The sequence below is a fragment of the Saccharopolyspora sp. NPDC003752 genome, assembly GCF_053605825.1.
In genome coordinates, this window is the sequence record NZ_JBSGJZ010000042.1 from 1 (window position 1) to 19,548 (window position 19,548).

20 protein-coding genes are annotated in these 19,548 nt (G+C 69.6%); 8 read left to right on the forward strand and 12 right to left on the reverse strand.

Features of this window, described 5'->3' with window-relative positions:
* Positions 1 to 165 precede the first annotated feature (165 nt).
* The 3 genes from ACWEV3_RS35665 to ACWEV3_RS35675 all read right to left on the reverse strand — a co-directional run bounded on the left by ACWEV3_RS35665 (position 166) and on the right by ACWEV3_RS35675 (position 1,901).
* A complete protein-coding gene (locus ACWEV3_RS35665) occupies positions 166 to 672 on the reverse strand; it encodes a hypothetical protein (protein WP_452618125.1) in 507 nt (168 codons plus the stop codon).
* A gap of 106 nt (positions 673 to 778) precedes the next feature.
* Positions 779 to 1,375: a DUF402 domain-containing protein gene (locus ACWEV3_RS35670; protein WP_452618126.1), complete on the reverse strand. Its 597-nt coding sequence runs from the start codon at positions 1,373 to 1,375 to the stop codon at positions 779 to 781.
* 94 nt (positions 1,376 to 1,469) lie between these two features.
* Positions 1,470 to 1,901: an SPW repeat protein gene (locus ACWEV3_RS35675; RefSeq protein ID WP_452618127.1), complete on the reverse strand. Its 432-nt coding sequence runs from the start codon at positions 1,899 to 1,901 to the stop codon at positions 1,470 to 1,472.
* A 108-nt stretch (positions 1,902 to 2,009) separates the two neighbouring features.
* On the opposite strand from ACWEV3_RS35675, the gene uvrB reads away from it, so the two are divergent.
* The 5 genes from uvrB to ACWEV3_RS35700 all read left to right on the forward strand — a co-directional run bounded on the left by uvrB (position 2,010) and on the right by ACWEV3_RS35700 (position 6,617).
* Positions 2,010 to 4,166: an excinuclease ABC subunit UvrB gene (gene uvrB / locus ACWEV3_RS35680; RefSeq protein WP_452618128.1), complete on the forward strand. Its 2,157-nt coding sequence runs from the start codon at positions 2,010 to 2,012 to the stop codon at positions 4,164 to 4,166.
* Between the two features lie 155 nt (positions 4,167 to 4,321).
* The gene (locus tag ACWEV3_RS35685) at positions 4,322 to 5,434 is read left to right on the forward strand and encodes an FAD-dependent oxidoreductase (protein WP_452618129.1); all 1,113 of its coding nucleotides are present in this window, start codon (positions 4,322 to 4,324) and stop codon (positions 5,432 to 5,434) included.
* A 36-nt stretch (positions 5,435 to 5,470) separates the two neighbouring features.
* On the forward strand, positions 5,471 to 5,743 hold the full coding sequence (locus ACWEV3_RS35690) for a type II toxin-antitoxin system VapB family antitoxin (protein WP_452618130.1): 273 nt from the start codon (positions 5,471 to 5,473) through the stop codon (positions 5,741 to 5,743).
* Complete coding sequence (locus tag ACWEV3_RS35695) at positions 5,740 to 6,132, forward strand: type II toxin-antitoxin system VapC family toxin (RefSeq protein WP_452618131.1); 393 nt, start codon at positions 5,740 to 5,742, stop codon at positions 6,130 to 6,132. The genes ACWEV3_RS35690 and ACWEV3_RS35695 overlap by 4 nt, the downstream gene beginning before the upstream one ends.
* A 44-nt stretch (positions 6,133 to 6,176) precedes the next feature.
* The gene (locus ACWEV3_RS35700; protein ID WP_452618132.1) at positions 6,177 to 6,617 is read left to right on the forward strand and encodes a VOC family protein; all 441 of its coding nucleotides are present in this window, start codon (positions 6,177 to 6,179) and stop codon (positions 6,615 to 6,617) included.
* Here the strand turns inward: ACWEV3_RS35700 and ACWEV3_RS35705 are convergent.
* Positions 6,566 to 7,540 (reverse strand): SDR family NAD(P)-dependent oxidoreductase, encoded by a 975-nt coding sequence (locus tag ACWEV3_RS35705; protein WP_452618134.1) that lies wholly within the window; start codon positions 7,538 to 7,540, stop codon positions 6,566 to 6,568. The genes ACWEV3_RS35700 and ACWEV3_RS35705 overlap by 52 nt on opposite strands.
* 128 nt (positions 7,541 to 7,668) lie before the next feature.
* Between ACWEV3_RS35705 and ACWEV3_RS35710 the strand changes: the two genes are divergently transcribed.
* Entirely contained in the window at positions 7,669 to 8,535 is an 867-nt protein-coding gene (locus ACWEV3_RS35710) for a helix-turn-helix transcriptional regulator (protein ID WP_452618135.1), read from the forward strand.
* A 90-nt stretch (positions 8,536 to 8,625) separates the two neighbouring features.
* Here the strand turns inward: ACWEV3_RS35710 and ACWEV3_RS35715 are convergent, their stop codons facing one another.
* Positions 8,626 to 9,150 carry a winged helix-turn-helix transcriptional regulator gene (locus ACWEV3_RS35715; protein WP_452618137.1) on the reverse strand — a complete coding sequence of 175 codons (525 nt, stop codon included), beginning with the start codon at positions 9,148 to 9,150 and terminating at the stop codon, positions 8,626 to 8,628.
* A 60-nt stretch (positions 9,151 to 9,210) separates the two neighbouring features.
* Here ACWEV3_RS35715 and ACWEV3_RS35720 point away from each other — a divergent pair, with 60 nt between their 5' ends.
* Positions 9,211 to 10,641, forward strand: a complete 1,431-nt coding sequence (locus ACWEV3_RS35720; RefSeq protein WP_452618138.1) for an MFS transporter — start codon at positions 9,211 to 9,213, stop codon at positions 10,639 to 10,641.
* Positions 10,642 to 10,722: 81 nt separating this feature from the next.
* Here ACWEV3_RS35720 and ACWEV3_RS35725 read toward each other — a convergent pair whose 3' ends face one another.
* The 6 genes from ACWEV3_RS35725 to ACWEV3_RS35750 form a co-directional block, all read right to left on the reverse strand.
* Positions 10,723 to 11,907 carry an acyl-CoA dehydrogenase family protein gene (locus ACWEV3_RS35725; RefSeq protein ID WP_452618139.1) on the reverse strand — a complete coding sequence of 395 codons (1,185 nt, stop codon included), beginning with the start codon at positions 11,905 to 11,907 and terminating at the stop codon, positions 10,723 to 10,725.
* Between the two features lie 16 nt (positions 11,908 to 11,923).
* Positions 11,924 to 12,868, reverse strand: coding sequence for a 3-hydroxyacyl-CoA dehydrogenase NAD-binding domain-containing protein (locus ACWEV3_RS35730; RefSeq protein ID WP_452618140.1), 945 nt, complete (start codon positions 12,866 to 12,868; stop codon positions 11,924 to 11,926).
* A gap of 13 nt (positions 12,869 to 12,881) precedes the next feature.
* Positions 12,882 to 13,616 (reverse strand): acetoacetate decarboxylase, encoded by a 735-nt coding sequence (locus ACWEV3_RS35735; protein WP_452618141.1) that lies wholly within the window; start codon positions 13,614 to 13,616, stop codon positions 12,882 to 12,884.
* Positions 13,613 to 14,386, reverse strand: a complete 774-nt coding sequence (locus ACWEV3_RS35740) for a crotonase/enoyl-CoA hydratase family protein (RefSeq protein WP_452618142.1) — start codon at positions 14,384 to 14,386, stop codon at positions 13,613 to 13,615. The genes ACWEV3_RS35735 and ACWEV3_RS35740 overlap by 4 nt, the downstream gene beginning before the upstream one ends.
* The gene (locus tag ACWEV3_RS35745; RefSeq protein WP_452618143.1) at positions 14,383 to 15,576 is read right to left on the reverse strand and encodes a CaiB/BaiF CoA transferase family protein; all 1,194 of its coding nucleotides are present in this window, start codon (positions 15,574 to 15,576) and stop codon (positions 14,383 to 14,385) included. The genes ACWEV3_RS35740 and ACWEV3_RS35745 overlap by 4 nt, the downstream gene beginning before the upstream one ends.
* A 227-nt stretch (positions 15,577 to 15,803) precedes the next feature.
* On the reverse strand, positions 15,804 to 16,700 hold the full coding sequence (locus ACWEV3_RS35750; RefSeq protein WP_452618144.1) for a LysR family transcriptional regulator: 897 nt from the start codon (positions 16,698 to 16,700) through the stop codon (positions 15,804 to 15,806).
* A 661-nt stretch (positions 16,701 to 17,361) separates the two neighbouring features.
* Between ACWEV3_RS35750 and ACWEV3_RS35755 the strand changes: the two genes are divergently transcribed.
* Positions 17,362 to 18,921 (forward strand): acyl-CoA dehydrogenase family protein, encoded by a 1,560-nt coding sequence (locus ACWEV3_RS35755; protein WP_452618145.1) that lies wholly within the window; start codon positions 17,362 to 17,364, stop codon positions 18,919 to 18,921.
* Positions 18,922 to 18,979: 58 nt separating this feature from the next.
* Here the strand turns inward: ACWEV3_RS35755 and ACWEV3_RS35760 are convergent, their stop codons facing one another.
* The gene (locus ACWEV3_RS35760) at positions 18,980 to 19,546 is read right to left on the reverse strand and encodes a GAF domain-containing protein (RefSeq protein WP_452618146.1); all 567 of its coding nucleotides are present in this window, start codon (positions 19,544 to 19,546) and stop codon (positions 18,980 to 18,982) included.
* Positions 19,547 to 19,548 lie beyond the last annotated feature (2 nt).

The window sequence follows — 19,548 nt, forward strand, 5'->3', positions numbered from 1 at the left end:
CTGTGTGGGCCCCCGGGTTTATTGTTTTACTTTGGTTCCCTTCTCCTCTTGGGCGGGGGGGGGGTGGCGATTTCGCGCGAAATCGCCGCCCGCCAGGCGTGCCAGGCGCTGATTTCGCGCGAAATCGCCCACCGGCCTCGGATCCGCACGGCGATGCGGTTCTGGTCACCAGATGTCGAAGATGCCCCGGTGGGCCAGCCACTGGTTGATGTCCCGGTGGCGGGTCACCTCGTCGAGCGTGCGGTGCACCGTGCGCAGCGCGTAGTCGGCTTCGCTGAGCCGGATCAGGCCGTTGCCGACAGCGGCGGCGAACTCGGCCGCGCGCGTGATCCGCGGCCGACCGTGCTCTTCGACCTCCAGGCCCAGCAGCAGGTCGGTGGTGGTCCACGAGCGGGTTTCGCGCTCGATGTGGACCGCGGTGAGCAGGCTCGGCCCGCGGCGGGAGTGCCTGCGGCGCGGGCGGTAGCGGGTCAGCCGCAGCCCGAGGTCGGGCAGCAGCCAGGTGATCTCGGCGGCGTGGTCCGCCGCGTCCGGTGTCGGGCATTCCACCGAGAGTCCCCAGCGCTCGACGTGGCAGACCTCCAGCGGCGCGACGACACCGGACGACTGCCTACGCTGCGAGCTGAAGACGTCGATAACTTCAACCAGTTGGGGTGAAATCGCAGCGCTCACGGCGTCAGACAGTAACGGGAAAACAGCGTTGAAAGATCGACAGCACCAGTTTTTAACGTAACTTTTCAGAGCTCGTCGAATATCGATTCGGTGCGTGGTGGGATCATCACCGGGATGGCGGTAGCGTCCGCTGGTCCGGTACGGGATCTTGGACGGGTTGCCCACGCCACGACAGCTCGATTCCGTTGTCGCGCAACCACTTCGGCAGGTCGTACCCGTGCCTCGCGAGGCCGTCGACGGCGGCGCAGGCGCGTTGCATCGCGCGTTCCGCGGTTTCCGGATCGAGCAGTTCCGCGCGCACCGCGATCACGAATTCATCGATGTCCAGCAGTTCCGCCGCGCGCCCGTCCCGCACCACGATGTCCAGGTAGTGGTCGACGGTCCGCCACTGCCGTTCGCCCGGCTCGACGTCCGCCACGTCGATGTAGAAGTCCACGTCGTCTTCGTGGCCGGGATGCCAGTACCAGCGGGTCACGCGCAGCCCCAGCGAGGGCAGCAGCCAGGATTCGAGGGCGGCGATGCGGGGATGCCCGGGCATCGGACGGGCCAGGTAGAGGCCGAAGGGCTCGCGCGCGTAGTGCGTCACGGGGCGCACGTGGCCCTTGGGGTCGGTGTTGGTGTTCGCCACGAGGTCGAAGACCTCGACCTTCGGCGGGTGAACGGGCAGGCCGAGCTGTTCGGCGATCTCGCGCTGCGTGGTCACCCTGCCACTGTATGCGGGCGGGCGCGGCGTCCGAAGGTCGTCGCGCCCGCTATTCCTTCACCACTTGTGTTCCGTCACCTCCGATCGGTCGGGGTCAGGTCGTCGCGCGGGTGGCGTAGGCCGGAGCCATCGTGCCCAAACCCGCGAGGATCAGGACCGCTCCGCCGATCACGTTGCACAGCACGCTGCTGGTCGTGATGGCGGTGCCGCTCATGATGAATACGGCCACGATCGTCCACACACCCAGCACCGGAACAGTCCAGGCGATGCCGTGCGTGCGGTGGTAGGCGGCCGCGAACGAGAGCCCTAGAACGGTCGCGGTCAGACCGGTGACCAGGTTGTTCAGCGTCAACGACGGCGTCATTGCGTGAAAGCCGGTGATCCACGGCGACAATGCGACGAACAGGCCACCGAGCACGGTGAAGCCGTCCGCCACCTGAGCGGTCGGAGTTTCCGCCGCCCGCTCGTAGCGCAGGCGCATCTCGGTGAGATCCGGATGCCCAGCGATCGGTGCGCTGCTCGACATCACACCACCTCCTGCACTGGGGTGACGCAATCCATTATCTGCCCTGGTGGCCGTTTGAGCACCCCGTGACGCGACACGATGTCGGGGTGGGCTCGTACATTGGTTGTCGTGGCATTCGCGACTGAGTACCCCGTACTGGCCCGCTCCGAGTTCCGGCCGGTCAGCGACATCCCGCGGGCCGACGGCCGGTTCCGCATGGTCAGCGACTACCAGCCCGCCGGTGACCAGCCGCAGGCGATCGCGGACCTGGAGCGCCGGATCAACTCCGGCGAGAAGGACGTCGTGCTGCTCGGGGCCACCGGTACGGGCAAGTCGGCGACCACGGCCTGGCTGATCGAGCGCATCCAGCGGCCCACCCTGGTGCTGGAGCCGAACAAGACGCTGGCCGCCCAGATGGCCAACGAGCTGCGCGGCTTCTTCCCGGACAACGCCGTCGAGTACTTCGTCAGCTACTACGACTACTACCAGCCCGAGGCCTACGTCCCGCAGACCGACACCTACATCGAGAAGGACTCGTCGATCAACGAGGACGTCGAGCGGCTGCGCCACTCCGCCACGTCGAACCTGCTCAGCCGCCGCGACTGCGTGGTGGTCTCGTCGGTGTCCTGCATCTACGGCCTGGGCACCCCGCAGTCGTACCTGGACCGGGCCATCCCGCTGGAGGTCGGCGGCGAGATCGACCGCGACGTGTTCCTGCGCGCGCTGGTGGACGTCCAGTACACCCGCAACGACATCGCGTTCGCCCGCGGCACGTTCCGGGTGCGCGGTGACACCGTGGAGATCATCCCGGCCTACGAGGAGCTCGCGGTGCGCGTGGAGTTCTTCGGCGACGAGATCGACCGGCTGCACTACCTGCACCCGCTGACCGGCGAGGTCGTGCGCGAGGTGCGCGACCTGCGGATCTTCCCGGCGACGCACTACGTGGCCGGCCCGGACCGGATGGACAAGGCCATTCGCGGCATCGAGGCCGAGCTGGAGGAGCAGCTGGGTCTGCTGGAGAAGCAGAACAAGCTGCTGGAGGCCCAGCGGTTGCGGATGCGCACCCAGTACGACATCGAGATGATGCGCCAGGTCGGGTTCTGCTCCGGCATCGAGAACTACTCCCGGCACATCGACGACCGCCCCGCCGGGTCGGCGCCGGCGACGCTGATCGACTACTTCCCGGATGACTTCCTGCTGGTCATCGACGAGTCGCACTACACGGTGCCGCAGATCGGTGGCATGTACGAGGGCGACGCGTCCCGCAAGCGGACCCTGGTCGAGCACGGCTTCCGGCTGCCCAGCGCGCTGGACAACCGGCCGCTGACCTTCGAGGAGTTCTCCGACCGGATCGGCCAGACGATGTACCTGTCGGCGACGCCGGGCCCGTACGAGATGGCGCAGGCGGGCGGCGAGTTCGTGGAGCAGGTGATCCGCCCGACCGGGCTGATCGACCCCGAGGTGATCGTCAAGTCCACCGAGGGCCAGATCGACGACCTGGTGCACGAGATCCGGGAGCGCGCCGAGCGCGACGAGCGGGTGCTGGTCACCACGCTGACCAAGAAGATGGCCGAGGACCTCACCGACTACCTGCTCGAACTGGGCATCCGGGTGCGGTACCTGCACTCCGAGGTGGACACGCTTCGACGGGTCGAGCTGCTGCGGCAGCTGCGCCTGGGCGAGTACGACGTGCTGATCGGCATCAACCTGCTGCGCGAGGGCCTGGACCTGCCGGAGGTCTCGCTGGTGTCGATCCTGGATGCCGACAAGGAGGGCTTCCTGCGCTCCGGCACCAGCCTGGTGCAGACGATCGGTCGCGCGGCCCGGAACGTGTCGGGCCAGGTGCACATGTACGCGGACCGGATCACCGACTCGATGCGGCACGCCATCGACGAGACCAACCGTCGCCGCGCCAAGCAGATGGCCTACAACGAAGAGCACGGCATCGACCCGCAGCCGCTGCGCAAGAAGATCGCCGACATCCTGGACCGGGTGTACTCCGAGTCCGAGGACACCGAGGAGTCGGTGGCCGTCGGCGGTTCCGGCCGCAACGTCTCGCGCGGCAAGAAGCCGACCGGGGAGTCGGTGGCCAGCGCCGGGTTGCTGGAGGACCGCGACATCAAGTCGATGCCGCGCGCGGAGCTGGCGGACCTGGTGCAGCAGCTCAACGACCAGATGATGAACGCGGCCCGCGAGCTGCAGTTCGAGCTTGCGGCGCGGCTGCGCGACGAGATCCACGACCTGAAGAAGGAGATCCGCGGCATGGACGCCGCCGGCATCGAGTGACGGCGCGTCCGGCGGTCGCGGCGACCGTCCCGATCTCGGTGGCGGACGTGCTTGCCGGGGCTCTCGGCCGATCCGCCGGCCCGACGGCGGTCCTGCGAGCCGGACTACGGTGATCGCAAGCGAGCAATCGTCGGGCCGGCAGCTGGGGAGTCGCCATGCACGTGGTCGTCGTCGGGAGCGGGATCGCGGGCACGTCGGCCGCGCTGGCGCTGGCCAAGGCCGGGTTCGGCGTGAGCGTGCACGAGGCGCATCCGGACAGCGGCGCGGACATCGGGGCGTTCCTGACGGTGGCGGCCAACGGGTTGCTGGCGCTGCGCCAGATCGGCGTCGTGCCGGCGGCGGGTTTCCCGCTGACCTCGCTGCGGCTCACCGGCAGCGACGGCACCGAGGCCGCAGTGTCCACATTGGATGGTGAGTTCCGCTGCCTGCGCCGTGCCGACCTGTGCGAGGCGTTGCGGGCGGAGGCCCGCCGCCGAGGTCTGCCCATCGAGCACGGCGCGCGGTTCGTCGGCGCTGAGCAGGACGGCGACCGAGTGGTGGCGCGCTTCGCCGACGGCCGGGAGGTCGCGGGGGATCTGCTCCTCGGCGCCGACGGGCTGAACTCGGCGGTGCGCCCGTTGGTCGACCCCGTGCCGAAGCGGTACGTGGGCCAGCAGGTTTTCTACGGCTACGCAGACCGCGCCGCGCCGCCGCACGAGCCCGCGCGCATCGAGATGATCCGGGGCAGTCGCAGCGCCTTCGGTTACGCGGTCTCGCCGGAAGGGCGGACGTACTGGTTCAGCCGGCTGCCGGCACCGCCGCTGGACGGCGCGGAAAGCGCCGAGGCCATGCGGGACCGGCTGCTCGCAGCACTGCGCCCGGACGCGACTCCGGCGGCGGACATCGTCGCGGCCACCGGCACCGTGCTCGCCACCAACGCCCACGACCTCGTGCCGACGCCGCGCTGGCGCAACGGCCGTGTGCTGCTCATCGGCGACGCGGCGCATGCGGCATCCCCGGCCACCGGCCAGGGTGCGTCGATGGCGGTCGAGGACGCCGTGGTCCTGGCCAAGGCCCTGCGCGACCACGGGAGCCTGGAGGGCTACGAACGGCTCCGAAGGCCGAGGGTCGAGCGCAACACCGCCCGCAGCGCGCAGCTGAGCGCAGCATTCGCCCCCGAGCATGCGGAACGCCCCGAAGAGGTCGAACGGCTGAGCCGGCGCCACGCCGACGTCCCGCCCGACGGAGACCCTGCGGACTGGCTGGACTGGAACACTGAGCTCCCGTGAATGGTGTAAAGGTGCCGTAGTTGGTACCATGGTGTCATGGCGCTCAACATCAAGGATGGGCGGACCGAGGAGCTGGCCGCCAAGGTTGCCGAGCTGGCGGGCGAGACGAAGACGGGTGCGATTCGGCAATCGCTGGAGGAACGCCTCGAACGGCTCCTGCAGCAGGCTCGCCGGGCCGACCGCGAAGCCCGGCTGAAGAGGTTCCTGGAGCACGAGGCCTGGCCGCAGGTGCCGCATTCCGAGCTGGGGCGGCCGGTCACCCGGGCGGAACGCGAGGCGATTCTCGGCTACGGGCCGGAGGGCGTGTGATCCTCGACAGTTCGGCGATCGTGGCCGTCCTCCTCAAGGAGGACGGCCATGAGCACCTGCTCAAGTCGCTCGCGCAGGCGGACGAGGTGGGCGTCGGCGGGCCGACCGCCGCCGAAACCGGGATCGTCCTCGCCGCTCGGCTCGGCGTGGTCGGACGGACCTTGCTCGCGCGCTTCTTCGAGGAGGTGGGCGTCGAGGTCGTCGACTGCGGGGCGCAGCACTGGAAGGTCGCGGTCGAGGCCTACGAGCGATTCGGGAAGGGGCGGCACCCGGCGGGGCTGAACTTCGGCGATTGCCTGACCTACGCGGTCGCTTGCGTGACCGGGCGGCCGCTGCTCTGCGTCGGAGATGATTTCCCGCAGACCGACGTCGTCCTGGCGGCCGTCTGATCTGTCGGTGCCCGACGCTACGGTCCGCGTCGGAGGTGGTCGTGATGGGCCTGGCGTTTCAGGTGACCTTCGATGCCCGCGATCCGGCGCGGCTGGCGGCGTTCTGGGCTGTTGCGCTGGAGTACGAGCTCCAGCCGCCGCCACCGGGATTCGAGTCGTGGGCGCAGTTCGGGCGGCAGATCGGGCTGCCGGAGGAGAAGTGGGACGCCTTCGCCGCGGTGATGGATCCGGCGGGCGACGGGCCGCGGATCTTCTTCCAGCGCGTGCCCGAGGGCAAGACGGCGAAGAACCGGGTGCACCTCGACGTCAACGTCAGCCAACGCGGCTTGGCGCTCGACAAGACCGCCGAGCGCCGCCGGATCATCGCCGAGCACGTCGAGCGCCTCAAGGCAGCGGGGGCCACCTACCTGCGCGAGGTGGGCGAACCCAACGGCTACTGCATCGTCCTGCGTGATCCCGAGGGCAACGAGTTCTGCGTGCAGTGACACAGCTCCGTAGACGATCTTCCCGCCGGATCAAGGGCGATTAGTCGTTCGGCGGCGTCCCAAAGTTCCTGTTCACGCTGCGGGTGGTAGGACTCTTCCGCGGAGCGGGTCGCCTTGTCGCGGTCGATGTAGGAACCGGTCGGGGCTTGCGTGCTGCCCAGGACGACCTCGGCGAGGTAGCGGCCTGCATCGTCGCGGTGGGTGCCGAACGGTGTGAAAGCCAGCAGTGGCAGGACTCTGCGCATCAGGAAGCGGTCGATGGGACCAGCGTTGCGGGCGAGACCGGTGCCGGGGACGAAGCCAGGGTTGTAGGAGATGACGTCGATCCCGGCGGGCAGACGGCGCGCGTACTCGTGTACCAGGTAGATCGCGGCCAGTTTGCTGGTCGAATACGCGGTACGCCCTGCGGCTGCGGTCTCGGGCTTGGGGAATGCACGCGTCCGGGCGAGGACATCGGGTGAGTCCCATGCCGGGCCGGGCACCATGCCCATGTTGTGTTTGAGATCGCCGAAATGCGTGTCGCTGACAGTGACCACGATCCGGCCGCTGCCGGCGAAGCGGTCTTCGAGCGTGCGGACGAACACGTGGTTGGCGAGCACGTTCACCATGAACGTCGACTCGATCCGCTCGGGGCCCTCGGTGAGGTTGTTGGTGTACTGGATGCCTGCGTTGCCCACGAAGTGGCGCAGCGGCGGCAGGTCACCGCGGTCGAGCCGGTCCCGGATCTCGGCAGCGGCCGATCGGACGCTCTTCAGCGAGTTCAGGTCCGCCACGACGTACGAGACGTTGCCGCCGAACTGCGTGCCGGTGGATTCGCGGGCGACGACAACGAGATGGGTGTCCGGCGACTGGCGCAGGATGTGCTCGGCGGCGATCCGGCCGATACCGCGGCTCGCGCCGGTCATCACGATGGTGTGCTGCATGGAAGGCTCCCGTGCTGGTTGGTGCACACCGAATTTCCTCGCACGCGCCGCCGCCGGCCAGTGGCTTGGATGTCCCTAGGACTCGCAGTACCCAGGCTCAACGATCGCTGCGCCGCCAGAATGGACTCATGTCTGCATTCGGCGAGCTCCTCCACGGCTGGCGCGACCGGCTTTCACCCGTCGACGCCGGCTTCACCGCGACGAGCGGCAGGCGTGCGCTCGGACTGCGGCGTGAGGAGCTCGCCCAGCTGGCCGGACTCTCGGTCGACTACGTCCTGCGTCTGGAGCAGGGCCGCGCGAAGAACCCCTCCGCCCAGGTCGTCGGCGCCCTCGCCCGAGCCCTGCAGCTCTCCCGGACCGAACGCGACCAGCTCTACCGCAGCGCCGGACTCCTGCCGCCGCAGGACGGCACGATCAGCGCCCACATTCCCGCGAGCGTCCAGCGGCTCGCCGTGCGCCTCGGCGACGTCCCGATCGGCGTGTTCACGGCGGACTGGACGCTGGTGTGGTGGAACGCCATGTGGTGCGCCCTCAACGGCGATCCCTCCGCGCTCCCGGTCGAGCAACGCAACCTCGCCCGAGCCTTGTTCGGCAATGGCCCCGCCCTGCCGCCCGTTGAGACCGAACGCGGACTCGACGTCTTCGAAGCGTCGATCGTCGCCGACCTCAAAGACGCCGTCTCCCGCTATCCCGCCGACGCCCGGCTCAACCGCCTCGTCCGAGACCTCCGTGCGGAATCGGAAGCCTTCGCGCACCACTGGGTCACGGAGTCCGCTGCCCAGCACAGGAGCGAGCAGAAGACGATCCACCACCCGAACGTCGGCGAGATCCGGCTTGACTGCGACGTTCTCCTGGTCCCGGGCGCAGACCTCCGCATGGTCACCTACACCGCAGCAACCGGCACCACCGACGCCGGAAAACTCGACCTCCTTCGCGTCACCTGCGGCCAGATCGCCTGGTCTGCGCCGGAGGGCAACGAGTTCTGCGTGCAGTGATGGGGTATTTTGCGCGACCCGGTTGAGCGGGTCCACTGCGGTCTCGCGGCGGGCCCGGTTCGGTTCGCGCCGGCGCGGCGCCCCGGCCGATCAGTCGGTCGCGGTGCCGATCGGGGTCAGCATTCGGTGGGGGTTCTGCAGGGCTCGGGCTACGCGGTCGCTGCGGTGCATCGCGTTCGTTCCGGGGCCGAGGCGGACGACGAGGTCGTCGGGGGCCGGGTGCCGGCCGCACGCGGGGCATCGTCCGGACTCGTCGATGTCGGCGTCGCATGCCGCGTGGCTGAAGATCCGGGCGGGGTGCGGCCCGCTGGTGTACCGCTCGCCCCACTTGGCCAGGGCGAAGATCGCCGGCCACAGCGCCCGGCCGGCCTCGGTGAGCAGGTACTCCGGGTGTCCGCCCGCATCTTCCCGGGTCAGCACGCCCGCCTCGACCAGGGTGTCGAGCCGGTCGGTGAGCACGGCTCGGGAGATGTCGAGGTGCTCGCGCAGGTCCGTGAAGCGCCGCACACCGTAGAAGCAGTCGCGCAGGATCAGGAGGGTCCAGCGCTCGCCGACCACTTCCAGTGCGCGGGCTAGGAAGCAACCCTGCTGGTCGTATCCGGTTCCGAGTGCCACGACGCGATTGTACCGCGATGCGGTCTGTTCACCAGACCATCGCCGTGCAACTATGGTCTGGTGAACAGACTAAGTCTTCGCGATGCCACGAACCGGCGCACCGGCGGTGCGAGCGGGTCCTTCGCGGCGGCGCTCGTCCTGACGTCGCTGAGCACGTTCGGGGCGATGCTGGCCTACTCGGGTCCGCTGGGGAATGCGGCGACGCTCACCGGCGCGCTGGCCGCCGGACCGGGAGCCACCACGTGGATCCTGAGCTCGATGAGCACCGGCCTCGCGGTGAGCCTGCTGACCGCGGGCGCGCTGGCCGACCAGTCCGGCCGCCGCCGGGTCTTCGAACTCGGCGCGTACGTGTTCGCGGTCGGCTCCGCGGTGTGCGCCACCTCGGCCACGGTGACGCAATTCGTCATCGGGCGGCTCGTCGAAGGCGTTGGCGCGGCCGGTGTCATCGCTACCGGGTTGGGGCTCGTCGCAGCGGTGAACAGCGACGCCCGGGCCCGCTCGGCGGCGGCCAGCTGGTGGGGCGCGAGCATGGGCCTCGGCATCGCGCTCGGCCCGCTGATGACCGGCCTGTTCGATCTCGCGGGCCTGTGGAGCGAACCGTACTGGCTGCTGGCCGCGGTCGGCGTGGGCATCGCCATCGCCTCGCGGTGGTGCTTCCCCGAGACGGCGGTGATCCCGGGCCGGCGCCTGGACCTGCTCGGCGCCGCGCTGATGACCGGCGGGCTGGGGCTGCTGCTGGTCGCGCTGGTCGAAGTGCGCCAAGGCGGACTCGTGCCGGCGCTGGCCTGCGCCGGCGGTGCGGCGGTCGCGTTGACGGCTTTCGCCATCAGCCAGCTGCGGAGCCGGTCGCCGATGGTGGAGTTCGCGCTGTTCCGCCGAGGTGACTTCGCGGCGGCCACGATGGCGGCCGCGGTCACCGGCGCCGGTGTGATCGCACTGATGTCGTTCGCCTGCACCTTCCTCGTCACCAGCATGGGGATGAGCACCCTGGAGGCCGGTGCCCTGCTCGGGCTGTGGTCCGGCACCAGCGCTGTTTCGGCCGTGCTCAGCCGCCGGCTCGTCGCACGGCTGACCGGTACGGCGCAGTTGGCGATCGGGCTCGCGGTCACGGGCATCGGCCTGCTGATGCTCACCGGGCTCGGCGCGGATTCGACCGCAGGCCAGCTGATCCCCGGCCTTCTCGTGGCAGGCGTCGCCACCGGCGTGCTCAACGCCGGTCTGGGACGGCAGGCCACGGCGACCGTCCCGCCCGACCGGGCCGCGGTGGGGGTCGGGATGAACAACACCACCCGCTACGTCGGCGCCTCGATCGGCGTCACCGTCGTCGGTGTTCTCGCCGCCGCCCCGAACGACGACATCGCCGCCCGGCTGTCCGGCTGGAACCACGTCGCCGTCCTCACCGGCGTCGTCTCCCTCGTCGGTGCCGCCGCCGTGCTGGCGCTGGTCCGGCTCGGGGCGCGAACGAGGATGAGCGCATTCGGCCGGACATAGGAAGTAGGCACCCGTGAGTGCTTTGGGGCGCTATGGCACCCCAAAGCGCTCACGGGACCGGAGCCGCTCAGGCGACGGCGATCAGGCGAAGGCGCTGAGGCCGGTGATGGACTTGCCGACGATCAGGGTGTTCATCTCGCGGGAGCCCTCGAAGGAGTAGACCGCTTCCGCGTCGGAGAAGAACTTCGCGACCTCGTAGTCGAGCACGATTCCGTTGCCGCCGAACAGCTCTCGCGCCCAAGCCACCACCTCGCGCATCTTCGTGGTGGTGAACGCCTTGGCCAGTGCCGCCTGCTCCGCGCCGCCGCGGCCCTGCGCGACCAGCTCGTTGAGGCGCACCACGATGCCGAACATCGCGGTGACGTTGCCGAGCATCTTCACCAGCAGGTCCTGGATCATCTGGAACCCGCCGATCGGCTTGCCGAACTGCACCCGCTGCACCGCGTACTCGCGGGCCAGCTCGTAGGCGCGGACCGCCACGCCCAGCGCCTGCCACGCCACGCCGCCGCGGGTCTTGGCCAGCACCTTGGCGGTGTCCCGGAAGCTGTTGATGTTCTGCAGCCGGTTGGCCTCCGGGATGCGGACGTCTTCGAGCACGATGTCGGCGTTCTGCACGGTGCGCAGCGCGATCTTGCCTTCGATCTTGGTGGCGGTGAAGCCGGGCGTGCCCTTCTCGACGACGAATCCCTTGACCTGGTCATCGGCTTCGTCACGCGCCCACACCACGACGAGGTCGGCGAACGTGCCGTTGCCGATCCAGCGCTTCGCGCCGTTGAGCACCCATTCCCCGTCCTCGCGTCGTGCGGTGGTGCGCATGCCGCCGGCGACGTCGGAGCCGCCCTCCGGCTCGGTCAGCGCGAACGCGCCGATCTTGGTCATGTCGGCCATGTCCGGGATCCAGCGGTCCCGCTGCTCCTGGTCGCCGCCGTTGTAGATGCTGCCCATCGCCAGTCCGGTGTGGACACCCGAGAACACCGCCAGGGACGGGTCGATCCGGTTCAGCTCCAGGCTGAGGAATCCGGTGAACAGCGGGCTGCGCTGCTTCCCGTCGCCGTACTCGGGGTACTGGTAGCCGGCCAGCTGGAGCTTGGCGAACTTCTCGACGACCTCGAACGGGAACTCGGCCTTGTCCCACGCGGCGTTGGCCAGCGGCTTGATCTCGCGCTCCAGGTACGCGCGGATCTCGGCGAGCTCGGCGCGCTCGGACTCGCTCAGCAGGTCGTAGAAGCCGAAGAAGTCAGGATTTGCATTGGCGGGCTTGGGCATTGCGATGATCCTCAAATCAGTTGTGCTCGATGTCGTGCAGTGCGGTGTTGAGCGCGTTCTGCTTGCGGTCGCGCAGTTCGGAGCGCCCCCGGTACGCCTCGGGGCCTGCGCCGTAGGCCGCTTCGGTCTGGTCGGCGATGGCGGCGATCGTCTGCGACGTCAGCTCCGGGTGGCCGAGGTCCTTCCAGCGTTCCGCCATGCCCACGCCGAGGTGGGCCATCATGTGCCGGATCCCGCCGGGGCCCCCGCCGAGGTGGAAGCTCTCGAACGGGCCGACCGCCGCGTAGCGGCCGCCGAGCGACGCCTTCATCACCTCGTCGAGCTCGTCGGCGCGGACGACTCCGTCCTGCACCAGGAAGATCGACTCCTGCATGATCGCGCTCTGCAGCCGGTTGGCGACGAAGCCGGGGATCTCCTTGTGCAGCCGCACCGGGGTCTTGCCCAGCGCTCGGTAGAACTCGATCGCGGCCGCCACGACCGGCTCCGCCGTGCGCTCGCCGGGCACGATCTCGACCAGCGGCACCACCTGCGGCGGGTTGAAGGGGTGGGCGATGAGCAGCCGGGCGGCCACCTCGTCGGGCAGTTCGGCGGCGATCGCCGAGGCGATGATGCCGGAACTGGAGGACGCGAGCGTCGCGTTCTCCGGCGCGAGGCGGGCGATGTCGGCGAACAGCCGTTGCTTGAACTCCAGCCGCTCCGGGCCGTTCTCCTGCACCAGCTCGGCATCCGCGACGGCCTCGGCGAGGTCGCCGGTGAGCCGGATGCGGCCGAGCAGGTCTTCGGCGTCGGCGCCGGGAATGCTCGCGGCCAGCATCGGCATCGCGTCGCGCACCACGTCGGCGAGGTCATCGCGCGGATCGCTGATGCGCACCTCGATGCCGCGCGAGGCGAACAGCGCGGCCCAGGACAGTCCGATGGTCCCGGCCCCGACGACCGCCACCTTCGTCCATTGTGGATTCATGATGTCCTCCCGGTCAGGCCAGGTAGTCGTGGACGGGCTCGATGCCGCCCAGGGTGAGGTCGGTGAGGATGTGGCTCGCCGAGACGATCTCGCGCACCGGCAGGTCCGCCACCGGCGCGAGCACGTGCTCGAACAGCTGCAGCCGGGCCGGGCCGGTGTAGGCCTGCTTCACCACGACGTCGGTGATCTGGCTGCGCACCAGCTCGCACACGCGCGGCCGGTGGTCGTAGCCGGGCACGATCTTGAGCATGTAGCTGGGCGTCGTGATCTGCGCCCTGGCCGCGTCGAGGTCCAGCGGGTGGTGCTTGTAGCCCATCGTCGCGGTCGCGACCCGCAGCGTGCCGCAGTCCAGGGTGCCCACCAGCGCGGCGTTATCGGCGTACAGCGCCGGGCTGCCCATCACCTTCGGGAAGGCGCTGGCCTCGCGACCGGCCGCGGTGGCCGGGAAGTTGTCGAGGTACATGGCGTGCAGGTATTCGCCGTGCTCGTCGCCGAGGCGCACCGGGATCGCCTGCCCGGCCTCGACGTACGGGCCGAACGAGGTGACGTCGCCCATCTTCATGACCTCGAAGCGCACCAGCGGTTCGTCGAACTCCAGCGGCTCCGGGACCACCGCCCGCAGCGCCTCGGGATCGGTGCGGTAGACGATGTTGAGGTACTCGCGGTCGGTGTACCTCGCCACGGCCGGCGCGTAGGCCGGGCTGGTCAGCGGCGTGTTGAGGCTGCGCAGGATCTGTTCGCGGTTCATCGCCCCGTCCACTTCGGAGTTCGCTTCTCGGTGAACGCCCGGACTCCTTCGGCGAAGTCCGCGGACTCCCGGAGGGCGCGGGTTTCGTTGCGCTGCAACGTGAACGCCTCGGCGTCGGAGATGCCGTCGGCGAGCCGGACGACGTTCTTGACCGCGGCCAGCGCCAGCGGCGCGTTCGCGGCGACCTCGGCGGCGAGCTCCAGCGCGGCCGGGACGGTCTCGCCGTCGGCCACCAGCCGGTTGACCAGGCCGAGGTCGCGGGCCCGCGCCGCGTCGATGGCGCGGCCGGTGAGCAGCAGTTCCATCGCCAGGTGGTGCGGGATCCGCTTCGGCAGCCGGATCACGCCGCCGCCACCGGCGATCAGCCCGCGCTTGACCTCGGGCAGCGCGAACCGCGCACCCTCGGCGGCGACCACCAGGTCGCAGGCCAGCGCCAGCTCGAACCCGCCGCCCATGGCGTAGCCCTCGACCGCGGCGATCAGCGGCTTGCCGGTCTCGGCCTCGGTGAGGCCGCCGAAGCCCTTGCCCGGCGCGGTGGGCGACTCGCCGCGCGCGGCGGCCTTGAGGTCCATGCCCGCGCTGAAGGTGCCTGCCGCGCCGGTCAGCACGCCGACGCGCAGGTCGGGGTTGGCGTCGAGCTCGTCGATGGCGGCCGCGATGCCGTGGGCCGCGGCGGCGTCGATGGCGTTGCGCGCCGCCGGGCGGTTGATGGTGATCACGAGCGCGGAGCCGACGGTTTCGGTCTGCACCGCGGTGTTCGGGGCGGTCATGCGAGCCTCCGCGCGTCGAGTTCGGCGAGGACCTCTTCGGTGTCCTGGCCGGGCAGCGGGGCGTGCCTGCGGACCGAGGCCGGCGTCGCGGAGAAGTTCATCGGCACCCCGACGACGCGGTAGCTGCCCTCGCTGGGGTGCTCGGCGACGTCCAGCAGGTGCCCTTCGCGGACGTACGGGTCGTCGGCCGCCTCGTCGAGCCGGAGCACCGGGCCGACCGGGATGCTGTGCTTGGTGCACACCTCGATCCACTCCTCGGTGGTCAGGCTCGGGGTGACCGATTCGACCAGTTCGGAGATCGCCTCGCCGTCGCGGCGGGCGTCGACGAACTCGCCGTTGACCCGCGGGTCCTCGGCCAGGTCCGGCCGGCCGGCGGCGCAGAAGAGGTCGCGGTAGTTCTGCGGGGAGTAGGGGATGATCATGGCCAGGCCGTCCTTGGTGGGGCGCGCACGGTGGCCCTTGTTCATCGACAGCGCGAACCCGGTCGGGCCCATCGGCGGCTCGAAGGTGCGGCCCTGCAGGTGCTCGACGAGGTTGAACGCCAGCAGCGTGTCGGCCATCGGCACCTCGACCAGCTGGCCCCGCCCGGTGGCCCGCTGGTGCACCAGCGCCGCGAGCGCCGAGTAGGCGATGGTCAGCGCCGCGACCTTGTCGGCGAAGATGCTCGGCAGCACCACCGGTTCGCCGATGTCTCCGGCGCGCTGCGCCACGTCCAGCAGCCCGGAGGCCGCCTGCACCGTCTCGTCGTAGGCGGCGAGGTCGGCGCGGTCGGAGTCGGGGCGGAAGCCCTGCGCGTGCGCGTAGATCAGCTGCGGGTTGGCGGCGGCGAGGCTCTCGTAGTCCATGCCCAGGCGGCGCAGGGCGCCGATCCGCATGTTGGTGATCAGGATGTCGGCGCTGCCGATCAGCTCCAGCGCGCGTTCCCGGCCGGCGTCGTCCTTGAGGTTGAGCTTGACGCTGCGCTTGTTGCGGTTGACGTTGAGGGCCAGCGGCGTCATGCCGGGCGTGCGGTGCAGGGTGCCGAAGCGCGCGGTGTCCTTCGGTGACTCGATCTTGATCACGTCGGCGCCGAGGTCGCCGAGGATCTGCGCGGCGTAGGGGCCCATCACCACGGTGGCCATGTCGATCACGCGGACGCCGGCCAGCGGGCCGGACCTGCCTTCGGTGCTCGGTGCGGAATTCATCATCATCGCCGCTCCAGGTGGGAAAGGGGAGCTGTCCCGGCTTTTGTTTGCTTCGCTAACTACATTAGGCCGGGATGGGGCGGCGATTCAATTGATCAGCGGCACCGATGCGCGAACAACGGCATGACCGCAGCGGTCACGCCAAATCGAGTGGTCGTCCCGTGCGGGAGGAGTGCGATTAATTCGATGTGCATCCGGGCGATGGTCAATTAATTTGCGCACCCGGCGGGTGATCAGCGGAGGGCGAGCTTGGCCTCGTCGATCAGCCGTCGGAGATCGGGCTGGCTCTCGGCGCGGTCGCGACGCCAGATCATGCCCGTCGCCAGGCTCGGATCGAAATCCTCGAACGGCAGCACGACCGTGTTCTCGCTGCGGTGCTTGTGCATCCCGCTTTCCGGATCCAGCATCGAGATGGAGAATGCCGATCCGTTCGCCACCAATTCGCTGGTGCTGCCGTAATCGCCGGTGTCGAGCGTGATCCGCCGGTGGATTCCCGCCGCCTCCAACCGAACCAGCAGTTCCCCGTAGTAGGTCGGCAGCATCCGCGGCGCCGGGCTGACGTAGGTGTAGTCGACCAGCTCGGCGAGCGAGACCGAGCTGCGGGAGCCGAACTCGGCCGCCGGCAGCACCGCCCCGAGCGGCTCGCGCATCAGCTCGAACACCTCGATGCCCTCGGCGTGCACCGGCAGGTGCACCAGCGCCACCGCGAGCTCGCCGCGCTGCACCCCGGCGAGCAGGTCGTCGCTGCCGCTGGGCCAGCGCTTGACGTCGCATTCGGCGGCGCACCGGTCCTCGAACGCCCTGAGTCGCTGCCGCATCGACGAGTGCAAGCCAGGCGGGATGCCGATGTAGACGACGGCGCGCTGCGGGCTGATCGCCTCGCGCAGCCGCCACGGGATGTCGTCGAAGCGGCCGAGCACGTCCTTGGCGATCGGCAGCAGCGCCGCACCGGCGTCGGTCAGCTGCACGTGGTGCGAGTCCCGCTCGAACAGCACGGAGCCGAGGTCGCGTTCGAGGTCCCGCACCCGCTGGCTCAGCGGCGAGGTCGCCATGTGCAGCTGCCGGGCGGCCTTGGAGAAGGACAGGTTCTCCGCGACCGCCACGAAGTAGCGCAGGTGGAACATCTCCATCAAGCAGTAGGTTACTCCGCTGCTCGGGCGCGCGAACGCGTCCGCCGGATGGGCAGAGGATGGGAGTGATGATCGTCTCGTTGATGATCACCCCGGGCCGGTCGAGGCGATGCCGCAATCCCGCGAAGAAAAGGGATTATCGCTCTATGTAACAAAGTTCGAGCAGGATGCCGGTTTGGTCACCTTAAAGGTGGTACCCGTAAGAAGTAAGGCGAGCTAGTTTAATCTCACTGTTCGTAGTTGAACAGGTGCAGTGAGCCAAGTCGGATCGGAGATGCGCATGGACGTCGTCCTGCCGCTTCGCGTTCTCGCTCCTGTTGGGAGCAGGCACGCTTCTCCGCCGTCCCGAACGGCACCGCTGCCGGCGGTCGGTGCGCGCGGCGGGCCGACCCCGGTTTCCCCACTCGCCGGCCGGGCCTCGCGGCCCCCGTCGTGCCGCGTCGACCGGCAGCCGGCGTTCGCAGGCCGAGCGGCCAACGGCCGTGGAGCCGCCTTTACGCCGTAAGACGCTTCGCAACTCACCTGCGCGGAACCACGTCCTGCAGGGGATTTTTCGCGCCCTGACGACCCGCACCCGGCACGCCCACACCCCGGAACCGGCCGGATTTCCCGTCATGGCGTCGCAACGATCATTGCTGAGCGGTCCTCATAGGAGGGATGTATGGACTCGACCGGTAGAGGCGCGCCGCACCCGGACGCCGTATCGGGGTTGCTGGACTTCCTGCGCGAGTACGGCAGGGAACGGCTCGACTCGCGGAGGATGGACGAGCGCCGTTCGTTGCCGCTGTCGCTGGTGCCGGACCTGGGCGCCGCCGGCCTGTTCGGCCTGCGAATCCCCCGGGAGCACCAGGGGCTCGGGCTCTCGCATTCGGACATGGCCCGGGTGATGACGCAGCTCGGCGCGATCGACGCGAACGTGTTCGTCCTGGTCGGGGTGCACAACACCCTGGGCGTCCCACCCGTGCAGCACTTCGCTCCGGAGGCCGTGAAGAGTGCCGTCCTGCCGGGACTGGCGCGGGGCAGGCAGCTGATCACGAGCGCGATCAGCGAACCCGGGCAGGGGTCGTACGTGCACGCCATCGCCACGCGCGCGGCCAAGCAGCCGGACGGGTCCTATGTGCTCAACGGGAACAAGCAGTGGATCAGCCTGGGCGCCGATGCCAAGTACGTCAACGTGTTCGCGCGGCTGACCGATGAACTCGGCCAGGACGCGGGGATCACCGGTTTCCTTGTCGATTCCGCGATTCCCGGGTTCCAGCACGGGCCGGAGGTCTTCACCCTCGGGATGAAGGCCGTGCCGCAGAACAGCCTGACCTTCGACGAACTGCGCGTGCCCGCCCAAGCCCTGCTGGGCTCCGAAGGTCAGGGACTGCGCGTGGCGAAGACCGCATTCGCGTTCGGCCGGCTGACCATCGCCGCCGGGTCCCTGGGGGCGATGATGCGTTCGCTGGAGCTCGCGCACCGCTTCGCGCGCCGGCGCGAGGTCGCCACCGGGAACCTGGCGGAGAACGGCCGGACCCAGCAGATCCTCGCCGAATGCACGGCCGCGACGCAGGCCGTCGAAACGCTCGTGGACAACATCGCCGCGCGGCTCGACGGCGACGAACGAGTGCCGGAGCCGCTGTACTTCACCGCGAAGGTCCTCGGGGCCGAACTCATGTGGCACGTCGTGGACCGGTGCGTGCAGCTGCTCGGTGCGCGCGGCTACCTCGACACCAACGTCGTCGGCCAGTTCTTCCGCGACTACCGGCTGTTCCGGATCTTCGAAGGCTCGACCGACACCCTCACGGTCTACCTGGGCACCGCGTTCCTCGCCGAGCCGCGGGAACTCGTCGCCCTCCTCGACGAGTTCGACGCGGCGCCGCAGGTGCAGGAACTCGCCGCCGCAGTCGCCAAGCTGACCACCAGGGCCACTGCCATCGCCCCGCAACGGCACATGCTCGCGAACGCCGTGGGCGAGCTGTCGTGCTGGGCGGTGCTGGCGGCGCTGACCAGCGAGGTCCGGCACCGATCCGACATGCACTCGTACACGGCTTCCTGGTGCGAGCAGCGCCTGCGCGAGCGGTTGCGCGCCATCGAGCACGACCTGCCGTTCGACGAACTGCCCACGGTGAACGCCATCGCCAGGCACATCGAGGCATACGGAGGCAAGATCGGCGATGTCGAACAGCGCCGCCCGGGCGAGGAGCACGCCCTCGACGTGCTGCTGCGGCGGGGCTGAGGAACCAGAGCGGGCCCGCAGCGGGCCCGCTCACCGCGGTTTCAGCGCCGCCGCGGGCTCACCGCCCCAGCCTCTCCCGCTCGTGCTGGTGGATCAGCTCCACCCCTTCGCCGGCGAGCGTCTTGATGGCCTGCAGGCCGTCGCGCCCCCACGGGCGCGGTTCGGTGTCGATGACGCAGACCGTCCCGAGCGCCATGCCGGTGCGGTCGATCAGCGGTGCGCCCAAGTAGGAGCGGACGTTCATCCGGTCCACGATGTCGTTGCCGGCGAACCTCGGGTAGTCGCAGACGTCTTCCAGCACCAGCGCGATGCCGCGGGCGATGACGTGCGGGCAGTAGCCGGTGTCCATCGGACCCTTGCGGGGATCGAAATCCGCGGGGACTCCGGCGGGCTCCGGGGGCATCACCGCCGAGTAGAAACCGCCCAGGTACTGGTGCCTGTCGGTGATGAAGTTGACCATGGCGTTGGGGACGCCGAGCGTTTTCGCGACGTGCTGGGCGAACGCGTCGAACGCCGGCTCTGCTCGCTCACCGAGCCCGAGTTGCCGAAGGCGCGCCGCGCGCTGCGGCGCGTTGTTGTCAACGGGCGTGAAGTGGCGGTGTCCGGTCGCGTCGAAGGTGGTCAAGA

What these genes read in the sequence shown, in the direction of transcription:
- ACWEV3_RS35685 (WP_452618129.1), top strand. Translation starts at nt 4,322, where the DNA reads ATGCACGTGGTCGTCGTCGGGAGCGGGATCGCGGGCACGTCGGCCGCG.
- ACWEV3_RS35725 (WP_452618139.1), bottom strand. Translation starts at nt 11,907, where the DNA reads ATGCCCAAGCCCGCCAATGCAAATCCTGACTTCTTCGGCTTCTACGAC.
- ACWEV3_RS35735 (WP_452618141.1), bottom strand. Translation starts at nt 13,616, where the DNA reads ATGAACCGCGAACAGATCCTGCGCAGCCTCAACACGCCGCTGACCAGC.
- ACWEV3_RS35750 (WP_452618144.1), bottom strand. Translation starts at nt 16,700, where the DNA reads ATGGAGATGTTCCACCTGCGCTACTTCGTGGCGGTCGCGGAGAACCTG.
- ACWEV3_RS35745 (WP_452618143.1), bottom strand. Translation starts at nt 15,576, where the DNA reads ATGATGATGAATTCCGCACCGAGCACCGAAGGCAGGTCCGGCCCGCTG.
- ACWEV3_RS35705 (WP_452618134.1), bottom strand. Translation starts at nt 7,540, where the DNA reads ATGCAGCACACCATCGTGATGACCGGCGCGAGCCGCGGTATCGGCCGG.
- ACWEV3_RS35700 (WP_452618132.1), top strand. Translation starts at nt 6,177, where the DNA reads ATGGGCCTGGCGTTTCAGGTGACCTTCGATGCCCGCGATCCGGCGCGG.
- ACWEV3_RS35755 (WP_452618145.1), top strand. Translation starts at nt 17,362, where the DNA reads ATGGACTCGACCGGTAGAGGCGCGCCGCACCCGGACGCCGTATCGGGG.
- ACWEV3_RS35730 (WP_452618140.1), bottom strand. Translation starts at nt 12,868, where the DNA reads ATGAATCCACAATGGACGAAGGTGGCGGTCGTCGGGGCCGGGACCATC.
- ACWEV3_RS35675 (WP_452618127.1), bottom strand. Translation starts at nt 1,901, where the DNA reads ATGTCGAGCAGCGCACCGATCGCTGGGCATCCGGATCTCACCGAGATG.
- ACWEV3_RS35690 (WP_452618130.1), top strand. Translation starts at nt 5,471, where the DNA reads ATGGCGCTCAACATCAAGGATGGGCGGACCGAGGAGCTGGCCGCCAAG.
- ACWEV3_RS35740 (WP_452618142.1), bottom strand. Translation starts at nt 14,386, where the DNA reads ATGACCGCCCCGAACACCGCGGTGCAGACCGAAACCGTCGGCTCCGCG.
- ACWEV3_RS35710 (WP_452618135.1), top strand. Translation starts at nt 7,669, where the DNA reads ATGTCTGCATTCGGCGAGCTCCTCCACGGCTGGCGCGACCGGCTTTCA.